The sequence below is a fragment of the Nonomuraea sp. NPDC003754 genome, from assembly GCF_053605785.1.
Genome location: NZ_JBSGJX010000005.1, coordinates 84,756 through 109,648 on the forward strand (window position 1 = coordinate 84,756; position 24,893 = coordinate 109,648).

The window sequence follows — 24,893 nt, forward strand, 5'->3', positions numbered from 1 at the left end:
CCGGCCAGGGCAGGCGGCACTCCATGATGAGCCAACTGGTCAGAGGTGCGTTCGCCGGGACGACCGCCACGACGGCGATGAGCGCGGTCATGCTCGCCGGCGACAAGGTGGGGCTGATGCGCGAGCACCCGCCCAAGCACATCACTCGCGCGCTGCTGCCCGGCCATCCGCACCGGCCCAAGCCGGGCGAGAAGCCGATGGCGGTGCTGGCCCACTACGCCTTCGGCGCCGGCGCGGGCGCGCTGCTGGCGCTCGTGACCCGTGGCAGGGGGGCGCCGCTGCCGGTCGGCGTGGCCTACGGGCTGGCGATCTGGCTGGCCAGCTACGAGGGCTGGGTGCCGTCGCTGACCCGGCTGCCGCCCGCCCATCGCGACCAGCCCGGCCGGCAGCTGGTGATGGCGCTCGGTCATGTCGTGTTCGGCTCGGTGCTGGCCGCGTCCCTGCGCCACCGGAACCGCCGGGCGCAGGAACAGGAGACGCCGCCGGCGCCGTGAGACCCCGGCCATGGCTCCAGGGCCCACGGGCTTCGGGGATCTCCTGGGGATCTCTTGAGGGTCTGCTGGGCGTCTACTCGGGCGTCACGGCCGGGCGCCGACCCCGGTCGTGAACTCCGTGCGCAGGTGGCCGGGCGCCAGGGGCGGGGTGTCCATGCCCTCGCCCTCCGCCAGGCCGTCGAGCATCTCGCGCATCGCCTGCGTGGCACCGTACGCCGGCTGCCAGCCCAGCTCGGTGCGCGCCCGGGTGGTGTCCATGATGGGCAGGTTGAGCGCCATCTCCAGCAGGCCGGGGCTGGCGGGGATGAGACGGGCGTGCCAGCCGGCCGCCACCGCGGTCCTGGCCAGCCACGGCGACATCGGCACCAGGCGGGCACCGAACAGCCCGGCCAGCTCGGGAGGGCCGAGGACGGGTTCGGCGGCGAGGTTGAACGCCCCGGAGACGTCGGAGACGATGGCCAGCCGGTAGGCCTGGGCGGCGTCGGCCGCGTGCAGCGCCTGCACCCGCAGGCCCGGGATGTCGGGGATGAGAGGCGCGCGGCGCATCATCCGGCCGGGCACGAACGGCCCGCCGAACAGCCGCCGCTGCTCGCTGGCCGCCTCCTTCTTGAAGATGAACGCCGGACGCATCCTGACGACCCTGATGTCCGGGTGGTCGCGCTCGAACACGTCGAGGACGCGCTCGACGTAGGCCTTCTCCCTGCCGTAGGCGGCGCGGGGCCAGCCGTGGGTGGGCCACGACTCGTCCACGGCGTCCTCCTTGGGGCCGGGCGAGTAGGCGCCGACGGAGGAGGCGTGGACCAGGGTGGGCACCCTGGCCTGGGCGACGGAGCGGAAGACCGACATGCTGCCCAGGACGTTGGCCCGCCAGGTGGTGAGCGGGTCACGGGTCGGCTGGAACAGCCACGCCAGGTGCACGACCGCGTCCGCGCCCTCGAACACCGCGGTCAGGTCCTCCTCAGCCACGTCGGCGGCACGCCAGAAGGTCTTGGGCCCCGGGCTCCAGCGGGGGCGGCGGCGCGCGACGCCGACGATGGAGGTGACGAGGGGTTCGGCCTCGAGTGCCTGCAGGACGCTGGTGCCGACGTTGCCCGTCGCGCCGACCACGATGACTCTCATGAACCGCGACTGCCCCGGCGCCAAGGGATCAAACCGGCGCTAGATTGGCTGGATGGTCACCGTCGACGACGTGCGCGCCCTGGCTTCGCGACTGCCCCGCTCCTCCGAGCACCTGATCCACGACCGGGTGAAGTTCCGGGTGGGCTCCATCGTCTACGTCGCCTTCTCCCGCGACGAGACGATCATGGGGTTCGGTTTCCCCAAGGAGGAGCGCGAGGCGCTGGTGGCCGCCGAGCCGGGCACATTCCTCCTGCCGCGCGAGAGCGACCTGCGCTTCCACTGGGTGGAGGCGCGGATGGCCGCCCTCGACGTGCCCGAGATGCGCGAGCTGGTGACCGAGGCGTGGCGGATGTGCGTGCCGAAGAAGGTCTACGCCGCCTACCTGGAGACGCTGCGGTAGAGGTCGCGCGCCAGGGTCGTGGTGCGCTTGACCGAGTCGTTCCACCCGCCGCCCGCCGGGTGCGCGGTGAGCAGCACGAAGATCAGCCGGTCGCCCGCGCCGACCAGGCCCGTGGTGTGCAGGACGGGCCTGCCGAGGTCGGGCACCAGCGGCCGGAGCACCTGCGTCCGCGGGGTGACCAGCGCGCCGCCCGCCCCCGTGGGCGAGCACCTGACCGGCGGCACGGTGCCGAAGCCCGACCAGCCCTGCTTGACCGCCCACGGCTTCGGCAGGCCGCGCGGGATGCCGAAGTACTGGTCGAAGCCGTCGGTGCCGCAGGGGGTGGCCTGGCGCAGGTGTCCGACGACGAGGTCGCGGACCCTGGCGTCGGCCCGGTCCATGAGGTAGCGGTAGGTCCTGGCGACGTCGTAGGCGCTGAGCGAGGTGTAGCCCCAGAAGCCCGGTTTGTGGGCGGGCGGCGGGCCGGTGTCGGCCAGGCCCAGCTTCCTGGACATCCGCGTGATGATCTGCCCCTTGCCGCCCCTGTCCCACAGGGCCGAGGCCGCGTCGTCGTCGCTGGAGCGCAGCATGATCTTGAGCGAGGCCAGGTCGCGGCCCGCCGGCCGGGCCGTCCGCTCCAGGAAGTCGATCGCGATCAGGATCTTGACCACGGAGGCCGACCTGAAGGCCCGGTGCGCCAGGCGGTGGGCGACGATCTTCCCCGCCACCCGGTCGAAGACCACGTACGCGGCCGTCGTGCCCGGCGGGATCCTCGGCTGGACCTCGGCCGTCGCGAGGGTCGCGGGGGTCGCGGCGAGCAGGGGTACGGCGGCCGCCACGGCCGCCCAGGGCTTGGTTCGCACCCGCCCATGTCTACCAGATCTTGACCGACCGCCTCCCCAGGCGGCCGGGGCCCGAGTACGCCGGCCTGGCCGGGCCGGTCGGTAGGACTTTGCCACCCCCTGGGCTTGCACGGGGAAATGTCAGGCAATCGGCTATTTATGTCGGATATGCCGTTCAGGGGATTCGAGCAGCTCACCGGGCGGGCCTTCGGTGCCGGCACGGACGCGTGGCCCCCCAGGCATCCCAGCGTCCAGCGGGTCGACGTGGGCAGGCTGCTCAGCGAACCGGCCAGGGCGCTGCTCGCCCGCGCGGTCGAGACGGCGGCCCACCGCGGCGCGACCGACCTGGACGAGCTCGACCTGCTGGCCGCCGCCACCCAGGACGATCCGGCACGCGGACTGCTGTCGGCCGCCGGCGCCGATCTCGGCAAGCTGCGCGACCGCATCGAGGGCATGGCCCGCGGCGCGACACCGGGCGAGCCGCCCGCCGCCCTCTCCCCCGCCGCCAAGCGGGCCGTTCTCGACGCCCAGCGCATCTCGCGCGCCCTCGGCGCCTCCTACATCGGCCCCGAGCACCTGCTGCTCGCGCTGGCCGCCCATCCCGACTCCGCCGCCGCCCGCCTGCTGGCCGAGCAGGGGCTCTCGCCCGGCGATCTGCGGCAGGCGGCCATCGGGCGCCCGGCGGCGGACGTCACCGGCGGGACGGGCGGCACGCCCGCGCTCGACGAGTACGGCAGGGACCTGACCGAGGCGGCCAGGCAGGGCGACATCGACCCCGTCGTCGGCCGCGAGGAGGAGATCGAGCAGGCCATCGAGGTGCTCTCGCGCCGTACCAGGAACAACCCCGTCCTCATCGGCGAGCCGGGCGTCGGCAAGACCGCCGTCGTCGAGGGCATCGCCCAGCGCATCGTCAACGGCGGCGTGCCCGACACGCTGAAGGACCGCCGCGTCATCGCCCTCGACCTGACCGGCCTGGTGGCGGGGGCCCGGTACCGCGGCGAGGTCGAGGAGCGCGTCAGGAAGGTCGTCGACGAGGTGCGCGCGCACGCCGACGGGATCGTGGTCTTCGTCGACGGGGTCCACACCCTGGCCGGCGCGGGTCCGGCGACCGGCAGCGGGCTCGGGGGCCCGGTCGGAGGCGGCACGGCCGCGGGCCCCGGGGAGGGCGGCACGGCGGCGGCCGGCGTGCTCAGGCCCGCCCTGGCCCGCGGCGAGCTGCACGTCATCGCCGCCACCACGATCGACGAGTACCGCGCGACCCTCGAGAAGGACACCGCCCTCGAACGCACCTTCCAGCCGGTGCTCGTCCCCGAGCCGACCGTGGCGCAGACGGTGGAGATCCTGCGCGGCCTGCGCGACGCCTACGAGGCCCACCACCAGGTCCGCATCACCGACGAGGCGCTCGAGGCGGCCGCCACGCTGTCGGCCCGCCACATCGACGACCGGTTCCTGCCCGACAAGGCCGTCGACCTGATGGACCAGGCCGCCGCCAGGGTGCGGCTGCGCGCCCGTACGCCTCCCGCCGACGTGCGCGAGCTGGAGGAACGGCTGGCGTCCCTGCGCAGGGACAAGGACCAGGCGGTCACCGGCGACGACTTCGACCGGGCCAAACAGCTCACGGCCGAGATCGAGGCCCTCGAACCCCGGCTGACGGGCGCCCGCCACGACAGGGACGGCGTGCCCTCGGTCGGCGCGGCCGACGTCGCCGCGGTGGTCTCGCGCCGCACCGGCATCCCGGTCGCCCGGCTGACCGAGCACGAGCGGACCCGGCTCATCACGCTCGAACAGCGCCTGCGCGAGCGCGTCATCGGCCAGGACGAGGCCGTCACCGCCGTGGCCGAGGCGGTACGGCGGGCCAGGGCCGGCCTGTCGGACCCGCACCGGCCGATCGGCGGCCTGCTGTTCCTCGGCCCGAGCGGCGTCGGCAAGACCGAGCTGGCCCGAGCGCTGGCCGAGACCCTGTTCGGCGGCGAGGACCACCTGGTGCGCATCGACATGAGCGAGTTCATGGAGCGTCACACCGTCGCCAGGCTGGCCGGCACGCCGCCCGGGTACGCCGGCCACGAGGAGGCCGGGCAGCTCACCGAGGCCGTCCGGCGCCGCCCGCACGCCGTCGTGCTGCTCGACGAGATCGACAAGGCCCACCCCGACGTGACCAACCTGGTGCTGCGCATACTCGGCGACGGCCGCCTGACCGACGGGCGGGGCCGGAGCGTCGACTTCACCGACACCGTCGTGATCATGACCAGCGCCCTCGGTGCCCACCTCGTCATGGAGGGCGGCGGGCCGCTCAGCGAACGGTTCACGGACCTGTTGGCCTCGAGGCTCAGGCCCGAGCTGCTCAACCGCGTCGACGAGACCATCGTCTTCGCCAGGCTCGACGGAGAGCAGCTGCGCCAGATCGTCGACCTGCTGCTGGACAGGACCAGGCGGCGCCTGCGCGGCCGGGGCATCGAGCTGGCCGTCACCGACCAGGCCAAGGACTGGCTGGTCGAGCAGGGCTACCATCCCGAGTGGGGCGCGCGGCCGCTGCCCCGGGCCGTGCGCAGGGAGCTGGACAACAGGCTGTCGACGCTGGTACTGAGCGGCCAGGCGGGGCCGGGCGACACCGTGCGGGCCGACGTGGAGGGCGGCGAGCTGCGGCTGCGGGTGCTCGCCGCCCACGGCGCGGACGGCCGGCGCCCGGACCTCTAGGAGGCGGGGCGGCGGCGCAGGCGGGGGTCGGTCAGCGCGGGCGGCTGCCAGCCCCGGTCGCCGGGGTTGAGCGTGACGCCCGGCGGGACGATCTCGTCGATCCGGTCGAGGACGTCGTCGCTCAGCCTCACCTGCGCGGCGGGCAGCTGGCTGTCCAGGTGCGCCATCGTCCGCGGGCCGATGATGGCCGAGGTCACCGCCGGGTGCCGCAGCGTGAACGCCAGCGCCAGCTCGATCAGCGTCAGCCCCGCCTCCTCGGCCAGCCGCGCCAGCGCCTCGACCACCTCCAGCTTGCGCTGGTTGGCCGGCAGCGCCAGATCGTAGCGCTCCGGCAGGCGCTCGGCCCTGCGCGAGCGCGGCAGCTCGGCGCCCTTGCGGTAGGCGCCCGTCAGCCACCCGCCCGCCAGCGGGCTCCACACGATGGCGCCCATGCCGTAGCTCTGGACCACGGGCAGCACGTCGGCCTCGATGCCGCGCACCAGCAGCGAGTAGGGCGGCTGCTCGCAGGCGAACCGTTCGAGACCGCGCCGCTCGGCCGCCCAGTGCGCCTCGACCAGGTGGTGGGCCGGGAACGTGGAGCTGCCCAGGTAGCGGATCTTGCCCTGCCGTACCAGGTCGGTCAGCGCGCCGAGGGTCTCCTCGATGTCGGTGTCGGGGTCGGGGCGGTGGATCTGGTACAGGTCGATCCAGTCGGTGCCCAGCCTGCGCAGGCTGTTCTCGACGGCCTGGAAGATCCAGCGCCTGGAGTTGCCGCGCTGGTTGGGGCCCTCGCCCATCACGCCGTGCACCTTGGTGGCCAGCACCACCTCGTCGCGCCTGCCCGACTTGGCCAGGGCGTGGCCGACGAACTCCTCCGACTGGCCGGCCGAGTAGACGTCGGCGGTGTCGATGAAGTTGACGCCCGCGTCGAGGGCGCGATCGATGATCCTGGCCGACTCCTCCACCGACGGCTCGCCCCACCCGCCGAACATCATGGCGCCGAGGCACAGCGGGCTGACTCTGAGACCGGTTCTGCCGAGTACGCGGTATTCAGTCACTCTCCCTAGAGTGCCCGAACGGCTTCGGCGATGGGCACCTCGCCACGCACCAGCTCCAGCGTCCTGCCGACCGTGGCCGGCGCGTCGAGCAGCGCCACCACGACCGCGGCCACGTCGTCGCGCGGCACGGTGCCCCTGGCCACCGGCGGCGGCGCCAGCAGGACCCTGCCCTGCCCCTCCTCGTCGGTCAGGCCGCCGGGCCGCAGGATCGTCCAGTCGAGGTCGCGCCCGCGCAGGTCGGCCTCCGCGGCGGTCTTGGCCGCGATGTAGGCCGCCCACACCTCGTCGGAACCCGCGGCGGGCGGCGCGCCCGCGCCCATCGAGGAGATCTGCACGAACCTGCGCAGGCCCGCGCGCTCGGCGGCCTCCGCCAGCAGCACCGAGGCGGCCCTGTCGACGGTGTCCTTGCGGGCCGCGCCCGACCCCGGGCCCGCGCCCGCGGCGAACACGGCGGCGTCGGCGCCGTCGAGCACCCGCGCGACCTCCTCCGCGCTCGCGCCCTCCAGGTCGCAGACGACCGCCTGCCCGCCCGCGGCCGCCACGTCGGCCTGGTGGCCCGGGTTGCGGACCAGCCCGACGGCCTGGTCGCCCCGCTCGGCCAGCCTCCGCGCCAACCGCAGCGCGATCTTCCCGTGTCCACCCGCGATCACCACACGCATGCCTCCAGCGTGTCACACGGGTGTAGTTGACGCAGTCAGGACCCGCTCCGCGGGGTCCTGGGCGGGCGTGGTGAGAATGGGCAGATGGACTACACCGAGCCACCGGGCCCCGCCTTCCTGTTCGACCTCGACGGCACCCTGATCGACAGCGTCTACCAGCACGTCATCGCCTGGCGCAGCGCCCTGTCGGGGATGGGCATCGACCTCTCGGTGTGGCGGATCCACCGCAGGATCGGCATGAGCGGCGGCCTGTTCGTCACCGCGCTGCTGAGGGAGACCGGCATCACCCTCAGCCAGAACCAGATCGACGACCTCCAGCGGGCCCACGCCGACGCCTACACCGAGCAGGTCGACTCGGTCAGGCCGCTGCCCGGCGCGGTGGAGCTGCTGCGCGAGCTGACCGCGCGCCAGGTCCCCTGGGCCATCGCCACCAGCGGCTACGCGCGGACCGCCCGGCTGGCGCTGTCCATGCTCAAGCTGCCCGACGACACCCCGATGGTCACCCGCGACCTGGTACGGCGCGCCAAGCCCGACCCCGACCTGTTCCTCGCCGGAGCGGCCCTCCTCGGGGTCGACCCGCACCACGCCATGGTCGTCGGCGACAGCGTCTGGGACCTGCTGGCCGCCAGGAGGGCGGGCGCGCTGGGCGTCGGCCTGCTGTCGGGCGGCTACGGCAGGGACGAGCTCGAGCGCTCGGGCGCCTTCCGCGTCTACGCCGACCCGGCCGACATGCTCAACCGGCTCGACGAGCTGGGCGTACGCCTCAGGGAATAACCGCGCACCGCCAAACCGATCACGTGAAGGATGCGTATCTCCGCAAGAGGAGCTGACATGGATCTGGCAGACATCGGCGTCACCGGACTTGCCACGATGGGCCGCAACCTGGCCCGCAACTTCGCCCGCCACGGCTACGCGGTCGCGGTGCACAACCGCTCGCACGGCCGTACCGAGGCGCTGGTCAAGGAGTTCGGCGGCGAGGGCACCTTCCTGCCCGCGGAGGACATGGCGGCCTTCGTCGCCTCGCTCAAACGACCACGCAGGGCGATCATCATGGTGAAGGCGGGCGCGGGCACCGACGCCGTCATCGACCAGCTGGCCGACCTCATGGAGCCGGGCGACATGATCGTCGACGGCGGCAACGCGCACTTCGAGGACACCAGGCGCAGGGAGGCGGCGCTGCGAGATGCCGGCATCCACTTCGTGGGCGCCGGCATCTCGGGCGGCGAGGAGGGCGCGCTGCTCGGTCCGAGCATCATGCCGGGCGGCTCCCGCGAGTCGTACGAGGCGCTCGGCCCCATGCTGGAGGACATCTCCGCCAAGGTCGAGGGCGTCCCCTGCGCGACCTACGTGGGCCCGGACGGCGCCGGCCACTTCGTGAAGATGGTGCACAACGGCATCGAGTACTCCGACATGCAGCTCATCGCGGAGGCCTACGACCTGCTGCGCCAGGCGCTCGGCGCCTCCCCCGCCGAGCTCGCCCAGGTGTTCCGCGACTGGAACGAGGGTGACCTCGGCTCCTACCTCATCGAGATCACCGCCGAGGTGCTCGACCACGTCGACGCCGAGACCGGCCGGCCGTTCGTGGACGTCGTGGTCGATCGCGCCGAGCAGAAGGGCACCGGCCGCTGGACCGTCCAGAGCGCGCTCGAACTGGGCATCCCGGTCACCGGCATCGCCGAGGCGGTCTTCGCCCGCGCCCTGTCCGGCCACCCCGAGCAGCGCGCGGCCGCCCGTGACCTGCGCGGCCCCTCGCAGGCCGGCGTCGCGGGCAAGGAGCTGATCGAGGACGTACGGCAGGCGCTGTACGCCTCCAAGATCGTCGCCTACGCGCAGGGCTTCGACCAGATCGCGGCGGCCTCGAAGGAGTACGGCTGGAACGTCGACCTCGGCGCGATGGCCACGATCTGGCGCGGCGGCTGCATCATCAGGGCGCGCTTCCTCGACCGGATCCGCGCCGCCTACGACGCCGACCCGGCGCTGCCGACGCTACTGGCCGACGAGGGGTTCGCGGGCGCGCTGGCCGCCGCGCAGGACGCCTGGCGGCGGGTGGTGTCCACGGCCGTGCGGATCGGCGTGCCGACGCCCGGGTTCTCCTCGGCGCTGGCCTACTACGACGGCCTGCGTAGGGACCGGCTGCCGGCCGCCCTCGTGCAGGGGCTGCGTGACTACTTCGGCGCGCACACCTACCACCGGGTCGACAAGGAGGGCGCCTTCCACACCGACTGGTCGGGAGACCGGGCTGAGCACCCGGCGTGAGCGCCTTTACGTTGTAGATTTCCAGCCCCGCAGCGTCCGAGCTGCGGGGCTTTTTGTGGTCTTCCACGTCTTTACCCCGCGTCCTGTAGGAGTGGAGGGGTACGAGCCCGATGTAACGGCGAGCACCGAAGTCCCGCTGGAGTGGCGTGCATGGACAGAGGGTCACCGGTGACTACGGTGGGCTTCCGGATGCTTGCCGTCAGGGGACGGGCACGTGAACGTCAGGTGATCACGGGCACCCGGCGGCGGGGCGGCGACGGAAGACGGGTGGGAGACTTGGCCGGAGTCGGACGCGGTGGGGCCGTGCGCGGGCACGCCCGTGACGGTCTTCAGCACGGCGGACAGGCGTGCCGACGGGGAACCGGCGCACGAGGGCGACAGGGTGCCGGACATCGCGGTGCCGGACGCCGACCGGCTGGTGGTCGGCCGGCGGGCGAGGGTCTCCGATCCCCTGGACGCCACGCCCGACGACCAGGGCTCGATCAGCTTCGCGCGCTCCTCCGACGACGGGCGCACCTGGACCACGGGCACTCTCGCCCCGGCGACGGGCACGCGCCGCTGCCACTACGTCGTCTTCCTCAACGACTCAGGTGCGATTTACGCCCTCCTGGGACGCATCACGATCGCCGAGGACCGCGACCGGACGGGGAACGTCGACAGATTCCCTGTCGGCATGGTCGCCAGGCGCAGTACGGACTCTGGTGCCGGTTTGCACGACCTTCCCCTCACGGTCGACGTGCCGCCCAACAGCCGGCGTGTGGTCGCCGACGGGAAACCGATCAAGCACGACGGTGTGTGGCTGCTGCCGTACTGGCGGCAGACCTGCGGCGGGACGCGGGCAGGAGTGCTCGGCTCGACGGACCCGCGGACCTGGCGCCCGGGCGGATCGGCGCAGCCGCCGCCGGGCATCGGGGTGGAGGAACCCCGGGTGACGCCTTCCCAGGAGGGCGGCCTGGTGATGGTGGCCAGGGCGCTCGACCTGCGGGGCGGCACGTCCCCGGAGGACAGGGACGCGAGGTACCGTGCCCACGCGGCCTACGCGGCGGTGTCGACGAGCGCGGACGGGGGGCTCACCTGGGCACCGATGACCTTGGACCCCCAGCTCCCGAATTATTACGTTAAAGGCTTCTTTGCCATGGATGGCGGGGCCGCGTGATGACACCATGCCGATGGTGATCGTGCTCGCGGTCGCGATGCCCACCTGGGCGTCGTCGTGCGACAGAACGGCCACGACCTCCACCTGGCCAGGACCGCGTCGTCAGTCGGTCTGGCCGTAAGCTTCGATCTCCTCGCGTTCCTGGGAGGTGAGCTCGCGGGGCACCTCACCGCGCACGCTCTTCTCGCGTTGGACACGGTGGCGGATGTCGTCGACGATCTCCGGGTTGGCCAGTGTGGTGATGTCGCCGACGTCGGCGAAGTTGGAGATGGAGGCGATGACCCGGCGCATGATCTTGCCGGAGCGGGTCTTGGGCATGTCGGCGACGGTCCACACGTTCTTCGGCCGGGCGATCTTGCCGATCCGGCTGTCGATCGCGGCGACCACCTTGTCCTCGATGTCCTTGCTGGCCGCGATGCCGGGTTTCAAGGCGATGTACATCTCCACCGCCCGGCCGCGCAGCTCGTCCATGACCGGGACGGCCGCGGCCTCGGCGATCTCCTCGACCGTGAGGGCCGCGGACTCCAGCTCCTTGGTGCCCAGCCGGTGGCCGGCCACGTTGATGACGTCGTCGATGCGGCCCAGGATGCGGAAGTAGCCGTCGGCGCCGAGCGTGGCGCCGTCCCCGGCGAGGTACGGCCAGTCGTGCCAGTCCTTGCTGTCGGTGTCGGCGCAGTACTTGGCGTAGTACAGCTCGACGAACCGTTCCGGCTGGCCCCAGATGGTCTGGAAGATGCCCGGCCACGGGTTACGGATGCAGATGTTTCCGGCCTTTCCGCTGCCTGCTTCGACCACGTTGCGATCCTCGTCGTAGATCACCGGATAGACACCCAGCACCCCCGGTCCGCAACTGCCCGGCTTCATGGGATGTACGGCCGGCAGCGTACTGCCGAGGAACCCGCCGTTCTCCGTCTGCCACCAGGTGTCGACGATGACGGCCTGGCCCTTGCCGACGACGTCGTGGTACCAGCGCCAGACGTCAGGCTCGATCGGCTCGCCGACCGTGGTCATGTGCTTGAACCGGTAGTCATACCTGAGCGGCTCGTCAGGGCCGAGCTTGCGCAGCATCCGGATGGCCGTCGGCGCGGTGTGGAAGATCGTGACGCCCAGGCGTTCGGCGATGCGCCATGGGCGTCCCGGATCCGGATATGTCGGCACGCCTTCGTAGATGACACTGGTGGTCCCCAGCGACAGCGGGCCGTACACGATGTAGGAGTGGCCGGTGATCCACCCGATGTCGGCCATGCACCAGTACGTGTCCTCGGGGTGGATGTCCTGGTAGTACTTCGAGGTGCCGGTCACGTAGGCCAGGTAGCCGCCGGTGCTGTGCTGGCAGCCCTTCGGCCGGGCGGTGGTGCCGCTGGTGTACATCAGGAACAGCGGCGCCTCGGCGGGCATGGAGACCGGCTCCACGAGCGAGCCGCGGTAGTCGCCCATGACCTCGTCGACGAAGAAGTCGCGCCCTTCGATCATCGCCGCCTTGGAGGCGTACTGCCCGCGCCGCCGCCGCCAGACGAGCACCTTCTCCACCTCGACGCCCAGCTTGGCCGCGGCCTCCACGGCCTCGTCCGCCTTGGACTTGTGGTCGACCAGCTCACCGTTGCGGTAGTAGCCGTCCATCGTGACCACGATGTGGCTGCCGGAGTCGGCGACGCGGTCACCGCATGCCGTACCGCTGAACCCGCCGAACACCTCCGAGTGGATCACCCCGAGGCGGGCGCAGGCCAGCATGGAGACGGGCAGCTCAGGCACCATCGGAAGGTGGAAGGTGACCCGGTCGCCCGTCTTGAGGCCGCAGAAGTCACGCAGCAGCGCGGCGAACTCGTTGACCCGCTTGTGCAGCTCCTGGTAGGTGACGGCCTGTGGGTCCTCGGACTCGGGTTCCGGCACCCAGATGAGTGCGGCCTTGTTGCGATCCTTGGCCAGATGCCGGTCCACGCAGTTGTAGGACACGTTGAGCCGGCCGCCGACGAACCACTTCCAGAACGGCGGGTTGCTGGTGTCCAGCGTGGTGTGCCAGTAGGCGTCCCAGTCGAGCAGATCGGCGTATTCCTTGAAGCACTCGGGGAAACGCTCTTCTGCGAACCGGTCGAAGATGGCCGGATCCGCGGCGTTGGCCTGGGCGATGAAGGTCGCCGGGGGCTGGTAATAGTCCTCTTCGCGCCAGTGGACGGCGATCTGGGCTTCCGAGGGATTTTCTGCCGTCATCGCGGAAACCTCCGCTATGTCAAGGGTGTGACCGATCAGCCGCCACGATCCGAGTCGTCAGTCGTCCTCCAGCCAGCCCGCGCAGACGCCGAACTCGTGCAGCGCGGCGCTGATCTCCGCCTGACGGGCGAAGGCAGACGTGTCGGCCAGCGAAAGCGATTCCCAACACAGCCTGTCAGTCAATGCCAGGGCTTGCACGGTCACCGCGGTCAGCGCACTGATCGGTTGTGTCTCGGCCTCGTGCCGCAGCAGGCCTACCGCCCGCGCAGCCGCCTCGCTCGTGGTGGCGGCCCCCAACCGTCCCAAGAGCTGCGACAACTCGCCCGCGAGATACTGCTGTGTCATCTCGGCCGCACCTCCCAGAGTCTGGGAGGTGCACATCGTAACTCCGCCGGCCGATCGACGACTACCTGCGCTCTGGCAGGAATTCGCGTCGTCCTGTCCGGCGCGGGCGAGCCGTCCCTTGTCTTGCCGCCGTGGGCGGGCGGGGCGATCCCGCCGGCCCCCTTCTGGCTGCCTCAGCGGGGCAGGACGGGGTGGCGGCGGGAGGGAGCAGGCAGGAGGCCGGCGTGGTGGAGTTGGTCGCGAGCGGCGGCGATGGCTTCGGGGGTGGTGGCGAAGACCCGGCCCGCCTGGTCGAGATGGGCGATGACGCCAAGGGCGTGCAGGGGCTGATGGTGGCCGTCGCGGATGCCGGAGACATAGACGGTGATGCCTCGGCGTTGCAGGCGGTCGATGGCATCGCCCAGGACCAGGGCGCCGCTGGCGTCGATGGTGGTGACGCGGGACATCCGCAAGATCACCACGGAGACGTCGGCGACCTCCGACAGCTCCAGCAGGAATCGGTGTGCGGCGGCGAAGAACAGCGGCCCGTCCAGCCGGTAGGCGACGATGTGCTCGGCGAGCAGGGCGTGCTCGTCTTCGGTGTGGTCGCCGGGCAGGTCGTGGGCGATCGGCATCTCATCGAGGCGGACGTCACGGGCGACGGCGCGAAGAGCCAGCGCCCCGGCCACGGCCAGGCCGACGATGACGGCCTGGACCAGGTCGAGCGCCAGCGTCGCGATCGCGGTCAGGACCAGGACCACGGCGTCGCCGCGGGTCGAGCGCATCATCGCCTTGATCGAGCCGACCTCCACCATGCGCACCGAGGTGGCCAGCAAAACGCCGGCCAGCGCGGCCAGCGGAATCTTGGCGACCAGGTCGGCGGCGGTGAACACGATGACGGCCAAGATGCCCGCGTGCGCCAGGGCGGCCAGCCGGGAGGAGGCGCCGGAGCGGACGTTGACCGCGGTGCGGGCGATGGCGCCGGTGGCCGGCACCCCGCCGAACAGCGGCGCGACGAGGTTGGCCAGACCCTGTCCGAACAGCTCCCGGTCGGGGTCGTGCCTGTGGTTGACGCTCATGCCGTCGGCCACCGCGGCCGACAGCAGCGATTCCAGCGCGGCCAGGGCGGCGACCGCGATCGCCGGGGCGATCATCGAGCCCAGCGCGCCCACCTCAAGGAAGGCCAGCGACGGTGCGGGCAGCCCGGCAGGCAGGTCGCCGATCCGGGCCACCGGCAGGCCGGCCAGCTCGACGACGAGGGTGGCCACCGTGACGGCCAGCAGCGAGAACGGCAGGGTCGGCCGCCAGCGTGCGCCAAGCAGCATCGTCGCCGCCACGGCCAGCGTGACCGCCGGTGCCCACCAGCGTGGATGGGCGAGGAAGTCCTGGACGGCCTGCCAGGACACGCCGATGACCTTGTCCCCCTCCGGGGCCGGCACGCCCAGTGCGGCCGGGATCTGCTGCAGGCCGATCACGCAGGCGATGCCGACGGTGAAGCCCTCCACCACCGGCGCCGGCACCAGCGCCATGTACTTGCCCGCGCGCGCCAGCGCCAGCGCGAGCAGCAGCAGCCCGGCCAGCACGCCGACCGTCAACACCCCCGAAGCGCCATGGGCGTGCATGATCGGCACCAGCACCACCGTCATCGCGCCGGTCGGCCCCGACACCTGCAGGCCGGAGCCGCCGAACAGCGCCGCCAGCGCTCCGGCGACCACCGCGGTGGCCAGCCCGGCTTCGGCGCCCAGACCGGAGGAGATGCCGAAGCCCAGCGCCAGCGGCAACGCCACGATCGCCACCGTGAGCCCGGCCAGCAGATCACGCCGGGGATGGCGGCCCATCGCGGCCAGCTCGCCACGTTCGGGCAGCACAGAACGGAGGCGGGCCCAGGCGGCCGGCAACAGGGAGGTCACGAGGCGCCGGCCTCCGCCTGCATCAGTTCGCTCAGCAGCTCGCTTTGCCCCGACAGCTTGTGCGTCAGCAGTTGGCGGGCCGCGCGCAGCAGCTCGGCCACGTCTCCGCCGGCCAGGGCGTAGACGACGGTGGAGCCGTCGCGGTGCGCGCTGACCATGCCCGAACGGCGTAGCACGGCCAGATGCTGCGACAGCCCGGTCGGCTCGACCTCGATGGCCGCCAGCAGGTCCCGCACCGGCTTCGGCCCGTCTTGCAACAGCTCCAGCACCCGGATCCGGACCGGGTGGCCCAGCAGCCGGAACAGCTCCGCCTTGGCCTCGTACAACGGCACCGACATCACAGCCCGCTCCCCCCGGCCGGATCAGCCTCACCTTGCCCGGCCTCGGACGAGCCGATCGTTATGCCGTGCGTGCGCGCCAGCCGTGTCACGTGCTCCCATTCGGCTTCGGCCAAGGCGAGCGCGTCGGCGTCATCGCCGTGGCGGGCCGCCTCCAACGCCGCGCTCGCCCGGCGTGCCCGCTGTCTGACCTCCGCAGCGAAAGACCCGCTCACAGCACCCCTGCCCGTCGATCCGTCTCGAAGTCCACTCCATCATGTAATGGATTGCGCACATTCGCAATTCGTGAAGTCGATGGGGCTGTTCCGTCGCCGACAGCGCGACCTTGGCCGGCCTGCGCCGGAGCGACCATGTACGGGGAGTCGACCTCCACCGCTCCTACGCGGCGATCACCGTTGCCGGGCCTGTCGACCAGGCAGCTCGCCGCCCGGATCGGCGCCGAACGGCCAGGTCGCCAAGGGAGCCAGGGAGATCCGCCAGGCGTATGAGCGCTTGCTCGCCGATGCGCCCACTTCTGCCCCTGGCCAACAGCAGCCCACGCCGCGTAGCGGCGACCTGGCGCTCACCTCGGTACGCCTGCCCGGCGGCGGTGTCACCGTCGAGGTGGCGCGTCGCCAGGATGACGGCACATGGTTGTGGGTGATCGACCAGCCGGGCCTTCTGCCGCAAGAGCCGATCGGAATCGGATCGCCGATCGCGAGGCCTGCCATCGCTGCCGGCATGACCCGCGCGGCGAGCCTGCTAATCGTCCAGACCGCCCGATCAGCACGTCGGCTGTCTCCGTCGTCGCAAGGCACGGTCGCCGGGTCGGCGATGACCGTCACCCATGCGGAGCCGGGACGTGCTCGATGTCGGCACGGCGAAGAATGCCCCCGAGGTTATCCACAGAACCGGATTCCAAAACGCCGCGCTCCGCCCCGCCGACGACAATCTAGGTATGCGATTCGGCGTGCTCGGCCCCACGGAGGTGTTCGGCGTCCCCGTGCGGGGCGCCAGACTCAGCGGCCTGCTCGTGCTCCTGGCGCTGGAGGCGGGCCGGGTCGTGTCGGTCGAGCGCCTGATCGGCGACATCTACGGCCCGGCGGGCACGATCAACGCGCTGCAGTCGCAGGTGTCGCGGCTGCGTGCGGTCGTCGGCGTGCCGCTGGAGCTTGCCGCGGCCGGCTATCGGCTGGTGGTCGATCCGCTGGAGGTCGACGCGCACCTGTTCACCCGCCTGGTCGCCGAGGCCAGACGGGTGCCCGGCCCCGCCGACCGGTCGCGGCTGCTGCGCCAGGCGCTCGCCCTGTGGCGCGGTCCCGCGCTCGCCGACGTGCTTGGCCTGCCGTTCGCGGGGGGTGAGGCGGCCCGGCTGGAGGAGCTGCGGCTCGCGGCGCTGGAGGACAGGCTGGAGGCCGATCTGCTCGAGGGGTCGGTGCCCGTGGGCGAGCTGGTGTCCGAGCTCGGTGGGCTGGTCATGCGTCACCCGTTGCGCGAACGGCTCCGCGGGCAGCACATGCGGGCCCTGGCGGCGGCGGGCCGTGGAGCCGAGGCGCTGGAGGCCTTCGAGGACGCGCGCCGGACGCTGGCCGACCAGCTGGGCGCCGACCCCTCACCGGCGCTGGCGAACCTGCACCTCAGCCTGCTCCGCGACACGCACGCCCCCGGGCACCGCCGGCCCGCGGCCGATCATCCCGAGGCTTGGGTTCCCCGGCCCCCGGCTGCCTCCTTCCCGGGTGCCTCACCCGCTGTCGCCACCGGAGCAGCGCCCCCGAACGCTTGGGTGACGGCGGCACCCCCCTCGGGCGGGCCCGCCCTCCCCGGCACCTCGGCCCTGCGCCCGCGCGGCCCACGGCCGCAGCGCACCAGCTTCGTCGGCCGCGACAAGGAGGTGCTGCTGGTGCGCGAGTTGCTCGGGGAAAGCCGCCTGGTGACGCTCAGCGGTCCCGGCGGCGCGGGCAAGACGCGGCTCGCGATCGAGGCGGCAGCGGGTCTCGGCGAGGTCTGCTTCGTCGAACTGGCCCCGCTGCGCCCAGGCTCCGACGTCGCGGCGGCCGTGCTCACCGCCCTCGGCCTCCCGCACACCCACACCGAGCCGCCGCGCCCGCTGACCGTCCCCACGATCCAGCCGCCCGCCGACGCGCTGGTGGCCGCTCTCGCCGGCCATGCCGTCACGCTGCTGCTGGACAACTGCGAGCACCTCGTGGAGCCCGCCGCCCTCCTGGCCGACCGGATCCTCGCCGAGTGCCCAGGCGTGCGGATGCTGGTCACCTCCCGCGAGCCGTTCCACATCCCCGGCGAGCAGGTCCTGCCGGTCCCGCCTCTCCCCCGGCCGCTGCACGACCTGCCGCTGGCCGTGGCGCGCGAACATCCGGCCGTGCGGCTGCTGGCCGACCGGGCGGCTGCCGTACGCCACGGGTTCGCCGTCACCGACGCCAACCTGCCCTCCGTGCTGCGCATCTGCCGCGCCCTCGACGGCCTGCCCCTGGCCATCGAGCTGGCCGCGGCGCGGCTGCGCGCGCTCACTCCCGAGCAGGTGGCCGCCCGGCTCGACGACAGGTTCCGCCTGCTGACCGGCGGCAGCCGTACGGCGCTGCCCCGCCATCGCACGTTGCGCGCCGTGGTCGCCTGGAGCTGGGACCTGCTCGACCCGGCCGAACGCGAGCTCGCCGCCACCTGCTCGCTCGCCGCCGCCAACCGCGACCCCGCGCTGGTCGACCGGCCCGACGAGCTGGACGTCACCAGGCCCAAGTCACCGCACGTGGCCTTCGGCTTCGGACCGCATCAGTGCCTCGGCCAGAACCTCGCGCGGATGGAGATGGAGATCGCCTACCCGGCGCTGTTCCGGCGCCTACCCGAGCTGCGGCTGGCCGTCCCCCTGGCGGAGGTGCCGTTCAAGAAAGACATGGCGATCTACGGCGTGCACCGGTTGGAGGTGGAGTGGTGATCAGGGTGGACCGCGAGCGGTGCGCCTCCTCGGGGCAGTGCGCGTTGTCGGCACCGGAGGCGTTCACGCAGGACGAGGAGGACGGGCGCGTGGTGCTGCTCGACGAGACGGCCACGGGCCCCGCGATACGGCGAGCCGTAACCGGTTGCCCGACCCAGGCGATCAGATCGGACTGAGCCGAGGCGGTGTCCCCCACGTCGCCCACGCCGCTCACCTCCGGGAAGGGCTGCGCGGTGTGGACGGTCGGGGCCGCCTGAGCAGGTCGCGTGTCTTCCCGGCGCGGGCCGTCGGCCGGAAGCCGCGCCGCAGCCCGCGCGGGTAAGCCCGGAGAGGCGATCAGTTCGCTACCCGCGCTAGGTTGCCTGCGCTGCTGCTCGACCGGCGACCCACGCTGGGTGGCCTGCGCTGACGCTCGACCGGCGACCCACGCTCGGTTACCCGCGCTGACGCCCGACCGGCGACCCACGCTCGGTTACCCGCGCTGACGCCCGACCGGCGACCCACGCTCGGTTACCCGCGCTGACGCTCGACCGGCGACGCGCGCCGGGAAACGGTGCCGGCGGCTGGTCGGCTTCCGGCGCGGGTTCGACCTAGTTCTTGGCGACCGACTGGTAGGTGCACACGTGCACGCCCGCGTCGCTGATGACCGTGGAGGTGAGTTCGAGTGTGCGCAGCGCACCGTCGCTGGGGAAGATCGTCTTACCACCGCCGAGGAGAACCGGCATGATCATGAGGCGGAGCTCGTCCATCAGGTCCTCGCTGAGGAGGGCCCGAACGAGCGACGGGCTGCCCATGATCAGGAGGGAGCCGCCGTCGGTGTCGCGCAGTTCCCTGATGCGGGCGACCGCCTCGCCGCCGGGGATGCGCGTGGTGTTGTTCCACGTCAGTTCGTCGTCGCCGAGCGTCTCGGACACGACGTACTTGGGGATGGCGTTCATCCGGTCGGCGAACGGGTCACCGGCTCGCCCGGGCCACGCCGCGGCCATCGTCTGCCACGTGCGGCGCCCGAACAGCAGCGCATCAGCCTTGGCGAGGGCGTCGTCGAAGGCGCCGCCCACCACGTCCGGGTCGAAGAAGGGGTGCGTCCAGCCGCCGTGGGCGAAGCCGCCGTCGGTGTCCTCCTTGGCGCCGCCGGGGGCCTGCACGACGCCGTCCAGGCTCATGAACTCGGTAGCAACGATACGCATGGGACTCTCTCCTCTGGGATGGTGTCGCTGAGTGTTGGCATCACTGATCGCGTCGCGGCGCGACGATGAAGGTCTTGCTTGGCGTGACCGATTCGAGGTGGTCACGGAAGGCGGGTGGGCGCGCGAGGGCACGTCCCTGGCCTGGCCTCACGTCGGCGGCGGGCACCGGGACGAGCGCATCGCCACGGGTCTGTCGGGACCGGCGGGGTCGGTCACGCGATGACCAGAACCCCGCCGGGAGGCGTTCGCCTCCTTCCGCGCTGTCAGCCGAAGTGCTCGGCCATCCAGGCGTCCCATACGGCCTGCTCCTCGCGGCCGGCGAAGTTCTGGTGGCCGAGCACCAGGGCGTCGCCGCGGGCCGTACCGGAGTGGATGAAGCGGTACAGACCCGCGTCGGTCCGGACGCCGAGGTTGACGGGCAGGTTCGCGTAGTAGACGACGCCGGCGGAGCCGTCGGGGAGCTGCACGGCGTCACCCTCGGCGACGTCCGGCGTGACGCCCAGCGACTGGGTGACGATCTTCCAGACGGTGTCCGGGCCGCCCGCTCCAGGGCGGAAGGCGGTCGTGACCGAGGGGGTACGGCCGGCGAAGTAGGTGAGGTACTGCCTGAGGGTCTCCAGGTAGATGGGCCAGCCGGCCTTCATCGCCTCGAACTCGGTCTCCCAGTCGTCGCCGAGCATGCCGCTCTGCACGATCCGGAGCACGGTCGAGCCGCCGCCGCGCCCCTCGATCAGGTACTCGAGCGCCATGAACCGGCCGTCGGGGGCCTCCGCGCCGCGGGTCGCGAGGCGGGTGCCTGGCTCGTAGGCGGTGATCGTGGCCTGTTCGGTGTGGCCCAGCATGGTCAGGTTGGCCGGGCCGCCCTGGGCGGTGCCGAGCTCAGTGCGTCCCATGAACCAGGAGTCGACACCAGGTCCGGTGGCGATCGCGTCCCAGACCTGCTCGGGCGTGGCGCCGAGCTCGACCTCGAGGTTCAGCTCGAACGGGTGCGTCATCGGGCTTCCTTCATGCTGGGGTGGACGGCGACGACGATCCGGTGGTCGCGGCCGTGCTCGGCGGACTGGTCGTGGTACTTGGACACCAGAGCCGTGACGGCCCCGGCGAGCTCTTCGGCGAACGCGGCCCGGTCGGCGGCCGACGCGAAGCGCACCTCGCCGTCGATCGCGAAGGTCGCCACGCGTTTGCGGGCCTGGGCGGCGCCTCGGATGAGCGCCCCCACGTCACGGACCAGCCGGGCCGCGACGGCCAACAACCAGCTCGCCGACAGCTGGTCGGGAGAGCGGGCCGGGTCGGGCTGGACCGACGCCAGCGCGGCCGGGGAGATCACGTAGGACGCCGCGGTGGCGCGCATGATGCGCTCGTTGACGTTGCCCTTGCGCCGCTCCTCGATCATCTCGACGAGCCCGTGCGCCTCGAGCGTCTTGAGGTGGTAGTTGACCTTCTGCCGGGGCAAGCCGATCTTGGCGGCCAGCATGGTCGCGGAGCCGGGCTCGCTCAGCTCCGCGAGCAGCCGGGTTCTGATGGGGTCCAGTGAGATCTCGGCGGCGGCCGGGTCCTCGATCACAGCGACATCCTGCATGACTGCAGACTATGACCGACTAATTTTCTTGTCAAGACAGCGAGATTTGCCCGGAGCGGCACACCGCCGAGTACCGTCCTCAGGGGACAGGCCCCTTGGAATGTGCCAGACGTACCTCTCCCGCCTGCTCCTGTTCCGGGTGGATCGGCCGATGCGGCGTGGAGCTGCGGGCGATGGCGCTGATCTGTACGGTCACCGTCCTTGCTGGAGGTCCGTCGGTGCCCCTGCCGCCTTCAGAACGCGAACCGGACCGACGCACGCTGCGCACGTCCGCAGCTCTGCGGACGTACGTGCAGGAGCGGCCCGCGCGATCGGCGGGCCGCTCCTGCAGATGTCCTCGTCGGCACAAGGGTGTTCCAGCGTTGGCAAGGACGGGTTCCCGGCTCTCGCTGTGCCTTGGCGGGGCCGGGAACCCCGGTTCGGGATTCCGGTCTGCGGTTCGGGTTCCCGGTCCCTGGCTCGGGATCCCCTGTCACTCGTTCGGGATCCCGGTTCAGGACGAGATGCAGAACAGATGTCCCTCGGGGTCGGCCAGCACCACCCAGTCACCGCCGCCGGGCTGGAAGGCGGGCTTGGTGGCGCCCAGGTCGAGCAGTTCCTTCTCGGCGGCGTCGAGGTCGGCCACCTTGAGGTCGAGATGCATCTGCTTGGTGCCGCCCGGCCACGCCGGGGCCTGGTAGTCCTCGGTCCGCGGGAAGGCCAGCTGGACGGCGCCCGCGTCGAGCGCGGCGTAGTCGTCGTCGCTGTGGGTGACCTGGCCGCCGAGCACGGTGCGATAGAACTCGGCCAACGCGGCAGGGCGGAGTGAGTCGAAGACGATGGTGGAGATTTCCGCGAGTGCGGCGGTGTTCGTTGCCATGGGTCCAGGCTGCTCGGCGCCCAGGGGCGGGGTCTTGAACATCCTTGCGCGCTGACCTGGCTACTCGAGGTTCTGCTGACATGTCGCGATGTGCACCCGTCGTCTTCGCCTTGGGTGCGGCCGCCGCCGCTGGGCGAAGGAGGGAGGCAAGCGGGACCGCGGAAAGCCAGCGAGGCCCGCCACCGGACGCGGAGGGAAGACGGACCCCAGAAAGGTGCCTGGCCGGGAGGACAGCGGGCGGGCCTTCGCCCGGAAATGTCAGTGGTGGCGCGTACCGTACGCATCATGCGTTCCAACCGTCGTCTCGGCATCGGACCAGGCTTCACCGTCGATGCCGTGACCTGCGCCGACGACCATCGCGGCTGGTCGCAGGTCGAGGTCCACGACGACTACCGGCTGGTGCTGGTCCGCAGCGGCAGGTTCGGGCGGATGGCCGGCGGGGTCGCGGCGCTCGCGGATCCGACGATGGCCTATCTGGGTGTTCCCGGCGAGGAGGAGCGGTTCTCCCATCCCTCCGGCGGCGACGTGTGCACCGCGCTCAGTCTCTCCCCCACCCTCTGGCGTTCGATGACCGGCGAGGGGGCGGGACGGCTGCGCCCGACCGTCTACGTGGACGCCCGGGTCGAGCTGACGCACCGCGCCTTCCTTCGCGCGACCAAGAGCGGTGACGCGGGCTACGCGCTCGCCGAGGGGTTGCTGGGCCTGCTGGGCGCGACTCTCAGGCAGGCATCGGCCGACCTCGGTCCGCCCGCCGCGATGGCCGCGCCTCGCTCGTCGAAGGCGCGTGGGCGGCTGGTCTCGGCGGCTCGCGAGGCGATCATCGCCGACCATCCCGCCGCCCAGGGGCTCATCTCGCTGGCCGAGTTCCTCGGCGCCTCGCCGTACCAGCTGAGCAGGGCCTTCACCCGGGAAATGGGCGTCTCTCTGACGCACTACCGCAACAGGGTGCGGGTGGGGCGGGCACTCGAGCGGCTGGAGAACGGCGCGGCGGGCCTGGCCGAGCTGGCCGCCGAGCTGGGTTTCGCCGACCAGGCGCACCTGACCCGCACCGTTCGCAGCCACCTCGGCCACACGCCCACGGCACTGCGGCGCCTGCTGTCCGGAGGGGCCCGCCAGTGATCGTTGACGAGACCGCTGTCGTGGCCGCGCCCGTCGAGCGGGTGTGGCGGGCGTTCACCGACCACGTCGATCGGGCCGAGTGGTGGGACTACCTGTTCATCGAGCCTGTCCCGGGTGGTTCGCTGGAGGAGCGCTGGACCGATGAGCACGGCGAGCCGGTGGTGACCCGGGGGCTGGTGACGCGTGCGGCAGCGCCTGAGGTGCTGGCGTTCAGCTGGTCCGACGAGGGACAGCCCGCCTCGACCGATGTGGAGATCGTTCTCATGGCGCATGGTTCCGGCACGGAGGTGCGGATCAGGGAGACAGGGTGGGAGGGCCTTCCCGACGGGGTCGCGATGGCGGCCGACCATCGGGCAGGGTGGCGGGTTCACCTGGCCAATCTGCGCCGCCACGTCGAGTCGTGACCGTCCGGGGGGCTGACGTGTCCGCGCTGGCGCCCACCGGCTGGCGCCGAACCAGCAGGCTCCGCCCACCGGGTACACCGTCCCGTAAACCCATTCGACCGATTCGCGCCGATCCACCCCGGTCCGGCAGCCCACGGGCGGACGCCCGCAAGCAGCCTGGTCACCCGCCGCGCGGATCTCCTCAGGAGTGCTGGAAGACCAGGGCCAGCACCTCGGCGAGCCTGGCCTTGATCGCGGCGGCGTGCCTGAGCGGCACCGGCCGCGCGCCGCGGCTCGTCCGGACGCCGAGGTCGGCCAGGATGTAGAGCGTCCGCAGGGTGCGCATGCCGTTGGAGGCGTACACCGGTGTGGGCCCCGAGCCGATCGCCGCGAAGTCGGCCTCGATCGGGTCCAGCCAGGCCAGCGACTGCTCCTCGCTGAGCTCGCGACGGGTCAGGACGCGGGCGACGGCCTGCGCGAGGCGGTCGTCCTCCTGCTCGGCGAACAGGTAACCGGTGCGGGCCAGCAGCCGGGCGGCGGCCAGATCGAGCATGGCGGCCGGGTCGACGCGGGGATGCACGCCGAAGGTTCCCAGCAAGTCGGCCCCGTGGGCCACGGCGTGCAGCCAGCCCAGTCGCGGGTCGTGACCGCGCAGGTCGGCCTCGGCCGCGTACCAGCGGGCGAAGGCTGCCAGCCACTCCGGGTCGAAGTCGCCACGCTTGACGATCATGTCGAGGACGAGCGGGGCGAAGGTCCTGGCCTGGATCTCCGGGTCCGCGAACCGCTCCGCCATCACCGCGCCGAGCTTGGCCCGGCGCCCGGCATCGATCACGTCCCGCTCGATCCACGTGCGCAGCACCACGTACGGCTCGCCGTCCCGGATGCCGGGGTCGGGGTCGCGCAACGCCAGGGCCAGCTCCTCCACCAGCTCGTCGAGGGGACGGTCGCCGGGAACGGCGCAGTCGTCGGCGTGGACGGCCTTCCAGTCGGTCATCCCGGCATTGTGCCGGAAACGGACGGCAGGGATGGAACCGTCCTGGCCAGACGCGCCTGCACATCGTCTTCGCCGCCGCGGAACGGCCGCTTGTCCGCGAGATCCGCGGGTCCTGGCCGGGCACGCTGATCGCCAACCCGCTGCGACCCTGTCCCGACCCGACCCGGTCCGACCCGGCCCGGTCCGGTCCGGTCCGCTGCCCGCTGCTCTCGCGGATGGAGGGCGGAGGACGGCGGACTTACGGCGGCAGACGGAGGGCGGCAGACGGAGGGCGGAGCCGGCCTCGTCTCCCTTGGGCCGGCCTTCCTCGCTGACTCGGAACCGGTCGAACGGCTGCGGACCGGTGCGCGTGGCTGGCCGGTGACGGGTTGTGCGCCTACGGTGGAAGAGGAGGGCACCGACCACCCTGGCGGCGCTGTGATGGCGGGGG

Annotated in this window: 23 protein-coding genes; 10 read left to right on the plus strand and 13 right to left on the minus strand. The window is 72.2% G+C overall.

Annotation, left to right across the window (positions count from 1 at the left end):
- The first annotated feature begins 23 nt into the window (after positions 1 to 23).
- On the plus strand, positions 24 to 494 hold the full coding sequence (locus tag ACWEVS_RS08355; RefSeq protein ID WP_449922413.1) for a DUF6789 family protein: 471 nt from the start codon (positions 24 to 26) through the stop codon (positions 492 to 494).
- Between the two features lie 84 nt (positions 495 to 578).
- Here the strand turns inward: ACWEVS_RS08355 and ACWEVS_RS08360 are convergent, their stop codons facing one another.
- Entirely contained in the window at positions 579 to 1,613 is a 1,035-nt protein-coding gene (locus ACWEVS_RS08360) for an NAD-dependent epimerase/dehydratase family protein (protein ID WP_449922415.1), read from the minus strand.
- A gap of 52 nt (positions 1,614 to 1,665) precedes the next feature.
- Between ACWEVS_RS08360 and ACWEVS_RS08365 the strand changes: the two genes are divergently transcribed.
- Complete coding sequence (locus tag ACWEVS_RS08365; RefSeq protein WP_449922417.1) at positions 1,666 to 2,013, plus strand: MmcQ/YjbR family DNA-binding protein; 348 nt, start codon at positions 1,666 to 1,668, stop codon at positions 2,011 to 2,013.
- Here ACWEVS_RS08365 and ACWEVS_RS08370 read toward each other — a convergent pair.
- On the minus strand, positions 1,992 to 2,855 hold the full coding sequence (locus tag ACWEVS_RS08370; RefSeq protein ID WP_449922419.1) for a hypothetical protein: 864 nt from the start codon (positions 2,853 to 2,855) through the stop codon (positions 1,992 to 1,994). The two genes, ACWEVS_RS08365 and ACWEVS_RS08370, sit on opposite strands and share 22 nt — an antisense overlap.
- 147 nt (positions 2,856 to 3,002) lie before the next feature.
- Between ACWEVS_RS08370 and ACWEVS_RS08375 the strand changes: the two genes are divergently transcribed.
- Entirely contained in the window at positions 3,003 to 5,528 is a 2,526-nt protein-coding gene (locus ACWEVS_RS08375) for an ATP-dependent Clp protease ATP-binding subunit (RefSeq protein ID WP_452550585.1), read from the plus strand.
- On the opposite strand, the gene ACWEVS_RS08380 is transcribed toward ACWEVS_RS08375, so the two are convergent.
- Positions 5,525 to 6,565, minus strand: a complete 1,041-nt coding sequence (locus ACWEVS_RS08380; protein WP_452550587.1) for an aldo/keto reductase — start codon at positions 6,563 to 6,565, stop codon at positions 5,525 to 5,527. The genes ACWEVS_RS08375 and ACWEVS_RS08380 overlap by 4 nt on opposite strands.
- Positions 6,566 to 6,570: 5 nt before the next feature.
- The gene (locus ACWEVS_RS08385; protein WP_354921290.1) at positions 6,571 to 7,224 is read right to left on the minus strand and encodes an NAD(P)H-binding protein; all 654 of its coding nucleotides are present in this window, start codon (positions 7,222 to 7,224) and stop codon (positions 6,571 to 6,573) included.
- 84 nt (positions 7,225 to 7,308) lie between these two features.
- On the opposite strand from ACWEVS_RS08385, the gene ACWEVS_RS08390 reads away from it, so the two are divergent.
- From ACWEVS_RS08390 to ACWEVS_RS08400, 3 genes are all read left to right on the plus strand, one after another.
- Positions 7,309 to 7,998 (plus strand): HAD family hydrolase, encoded by a 690-nt coding sequence (locus tag ACWEVS_RS08390; protein ID WP_452550589.1) that lies wholly within the window; start codon positions 7,309 to 7,311, stop codon positions 7,996 to 7,998.
- Positions 7,999 to 8,055: 57 nt separating this feature from the next.
- A complete protein-coding gene (gndA, locus tag ACWEVS_RS08395; protein ID WP_452550591.1) occupies positions 8,056 to 9,480 on the plus strand; it encodes an NADP-dependent phosphogluconate dehydrogenase in 1,425 nt (474 codons plus the stop codon).
- A 319-nt stretch (positions 9,481 to 9,799) separates the two neighbouring features.
- Positions 9,800 to 10,636 (plus strand): sialidase family protein, encoded by an 837-nt coding sequence (locus ACWEVS_RS08400; protein WP_452550593.1) that lies wholly within the window; start codon positions 9,800 to 9,802, stop codon positions 10,634 to 10,636.
- 102 nt (positions 10,637 to 10,738) lie between these two features.
- Here the strand turns inward: ACWEVS_RS08400 and acs are convergent, their stop codons facing one another.
- From acs to ACWEVS_RS08420, 4 genes are all read right to left on the minus strand, one after another.
- Positions 10,739 to 12,844, minus strand: coding sequence for an acetate--CoA ligase (acs, locus tag ACWEVS_RS08405; protein ID WP_452550594.1), 2,106 nt, complete (start codon positions 12,842 to 12,844; stop codon positions 10,739 to 10,741).
- 57 nt (positions 12,845 to 12,901) lie between these two features.
- Positions 12,902 to 13,189 carry a hypothetical protein gene (locus ACWEVS_RS08410; RefSeq protein ID WP_449922434.1) on the minus strand — a complete coding sequence of 96 codons (288 nt, stop codon included), beginning with the start codon at positions 13,187 to 13,189 and terminating at the stop codon, positions 12,902 to 12,904.
- A 173-nt stretch (positions 13,190 to 13,362) separates the two neighbouring features.
- Positions 13,363 to 15,006 (minus strand): SulP family inorganic anion transporter, encoded by a 1,644-nt coding sequence (locus ACWEVS_RS08415; protein WP_452550792.1) that lies wholly within the window; start codon positions 15,004 to 15,006, stop codon positions 13,363 to 13,365.
- Between the two features lie 68 nt (positions 15,007 to 15,074).
- Positions 15,075 to 15,416 (minus strand): ArsR/SmtB family transcription factor, encoded by a 342-nt coding sequence (locus ACWEVS_RS08420; protein ID WP_449922436.1) that lies wholly within the window; start codon positions 15,414 to 15,416, stop codon positions 15,075 to 15,077.
- Between the two features lie 937 nt (positions 15,417 to 16,353).
- On the opposite strand from ACWEVS_RS08420, the gene ACWEVS_RS08425 reads away from it, so the two are divergent.
- Together ACWEVS_RS08425 and ACWEVS_RS08430 are read left to right on the plus strand one after the other, a co-directional pair.
- Positions 16,354 to 18,342: a cytochrome P450 gene (locus ACWEVS_RS08425; RefSeq protein WP_452550596.1), complete on the plus strand. Its 1,989-nt coding sequence runs from the start codon at positions 16,354 to 16,356 to the stop codon at positions 18,340 to 18,342.
- Entirely contained in the window at positions 18,339 to 18,518 is a 180-nt protein-coding gene (locus ACWEVS_RS08430) for a ferredoxin (RefSeq protein ID WP_452550598.1), read from the plus strand. The genes ACWEVS_RS08425 and ACWEVS_RS08430 overlap by 4 nt, the downstream gene beginning before the upstream one ends.
- 414 nt (positions 18,519 to 18,932) lie before the next feature.
- Here ACWEVS_RS08430 and ACWEVS_RS08435 read toward each other — a convergent pair whose 3' ends face one another.
- The 4 genes from ACWEVS_RS08435 to ACWEVS_RS08450 form a co-directional block, all read right to left on the minus strand.
- Positions 18,933 to 19,529, minus strand: a complete 597-nt coding sequence (locus ACWEVS_RS08435; RefSeq protein ID WP_449922445.1) for a dihydrofolate reductase family protein — start codon at positions 19,527 to 19,529, stop codon at positions 18,933 to 18,935.
- Between the two features lie 263 nt (positions 19,530 to 19,792).
- The gene (locus ACWEVS_RS08440) at positions 19,793 to 20,524 is read right to left on the minus strand and encodes an SRPBCC family protein (RefSeq protein WP_452550600.1); all 732 of its coding nucleotides are present in this window, start codon (positions 20,522 to 20,524) and stop codon (positions 19,793 to 19,795) included.
- Positions 20,521 to 21,108, minus strand: coding sequence for an ArsR/SmtB family transcription factor (locus ACWEVS_RS08445; RefSeq protein WP_452550601.1), 588 nt, complete (start codon positions 21,106 to 21,108; stop codon positions 20,521 to 20,523). Before ACWEVS_RS08445 ends, ACWEVS_RS08440 begins: the two co-directional genes overlap by 4 nt.
- A gap of 493 nt (positions 21,109 to 21,601) precedes the next feature.
- On the minus strand, positions 21,602 to 21,967 hold the full coding sequence (locus tag ACWEVS_RS08450; RefSeq protein WP_449922449.1) for a VOC family protein: 366 nt from the start codon (positions 21,965 to 21,967) through the stop codon (positions 21,602 to 21,604).
- Between the two features lie 285 nt (positions 21,968 to 22,252).
- Between ACWEVS_RS08450 and ACWEVS_RS08455 the strand changes: the two genes are divergently transcribed.
- Complete coding sequence (locus ACWEVS_RS08455) at positions 22,253 to 23,086, plus strand: helix-turn-helix domain-containing protein (RefSeq protein ID WP_452550603.1); 834 nt, start codon at positions 22,253 to 22,255, stop codon at positions 23,084 to 23,086.
- Positions 23,083 to 23,490, plus strand: coding sequence for an SRPBCC family protein (locus tag ACWEVS_RS08460; RefSeq protein ID WP_452415230.1), 408 nt, complete (start codon positions 23,083 to 23,085; stop codon positions 23,488 to 23,490). The genes ACWEVS_RS08455 and ACWEVS_RS08460 overlap by 4 nt, the downstream gene beginning before the upstream one ends.
- 181 nt (positions 23,491 to 23,671) lie before the next feature.
- Here the strand turns inward: ACWEVS_RS08460 and ACWEVS_RS08465 are convergent, their stop codons facing one another.
- Entirely contained in the window at positions 23,672 to 24,463 is a 792-nt protein-coding gene (locus ACWEVS_RS08465) for a DUF2785 domain-containing protein (protein ID WP_452415229.1), read from the minus strand.
- Positions 24,464 to 24,893: the final 430 nt, after the last annotated feature.

Coding starts and splice junctions, on each gene's coding strand:
- ACWEVS_RS08375 (WP_452550585.1), top strand. CDS start 3,003: ATGCCGTTCAGGGGATTCGAGCAGCTCACCGGGCGGGCCTTCGGTGCC.
- ACWEVS_RS08365 (WP_449922417.1), top strand. CDS start 1,666: ATGGTCACCGTCGACGACGTGCGCGCCCTGGCTTCGCGACTGCCCCGC.
- ACWEVS_RS08425 (WP_452550596.1), top strand. CDS start 16,354: ATGCGATTCGGCGTGCTCGGCCCCACGGAGGTGTTCGGCGTCCCCGTG.
- ACWEVS_RS08445 (WP_452550601.1), bottom strand. CDS start 21,108: ATGCAGGATGTCGCTGTGATCGAGGACCCGGCCGCCGCCGAGATCTCA.
- ACWEVS_RS08455 (WP_452550603.1), top strand. CDS start 22,253: ATGCGTTCCAACCGTCGTCTCGGCATCGGACCAGGCTTCACCGTCGAT.
- ACWEVS_RS08355 (WP_449922413.1), top strand. CDS start 24: ATGATGAGCCAACTGGTCAGAGGTGCGTTCGCCGGGACGACCGCCACG.
- ACWEVS_RS08390 (WP_452550589.1), top strand. CDS start 7,309: ATGGACTACACCGAGCCACCGGGCCCCGCCTTCCTGTTCGACCTCGAC.
- gndA (WP_452550591.1), top strand. CDS start 8,056: ATGGATCTGGCAGACATCGGCGTCACCGGACTTGCCACGATGGGCCGC.
- ACWEVS_RS08415 (WP_452550792.1), bottom strand. CDS start 15,006: ATGGGCCGCCATCCCCGGCGTGATCTGCTGGCCGGGCTCACGGTGGCG.
- ACWEVS_RS08450 (WP_449922449.1), bottom strand. CDS start 21,967: ATGGCAACGAACACCGCCGCACTCGCGGAAATCTCCACCATCGTCTTC.
- ACWEVS_RS08360 (WP_449922415.1), bottom strand. CDS start 1,613: ATGAGAGTCATCGTGGTCGGCGCGACGGGCAACGTCGGCACCAGCGTC.
- acs (WP_452550594.1), bottom strand. CDS start 12,844: ATGACGGCAGAAAATCCCTCGGAAGCCCAGATCGCCGTCCACTGGCGC.
- ACWEVS_RS08440 (WP_452550600.1), bottom strand. CDS start 20,524: ATGACGCACCCGTTCGAGCTGAACCTCGAGGTCGAGCTCGGCGCCACG.
- ACWEVS_RS08465 (WP_452415229.1), bottom strand. CDS start 24,463: ATGACCGACTGGAAGGCCGTCCACGCCGACGACTGCGCCGTTCCCGGC.
- ACWEVS_RS08435 (WP_449922445.1), bottom strand. CDS start 19,529: ATGCGTATCGTTGCTACCGAGTTCATGAGCCTGGACGGCGTCGTGCAG.
- ACWEVS_RS08385 (WP_354921290.1), bottom strand. CDS start 7,224: ATGCGTGTGGTGATCGCGGGTGGACACGGGAAGATCGCGCTGCGGTTG.
- ACWEVS_RS08410 (WP_449922434.1), bottom strand. CDS start 13,189: ATGACACAGCAGTATCTCGCGGGCGAGTTGTCGCAGCTCTTGGGACGG.
- ACWEVS_RS08420 (WP_449922436.1), bottom strand. CDS start 15,416: ATGTCGGTGCCGTTGTACGAGGCCAAGGCGGAGCTGTTCCGGCTGCTG.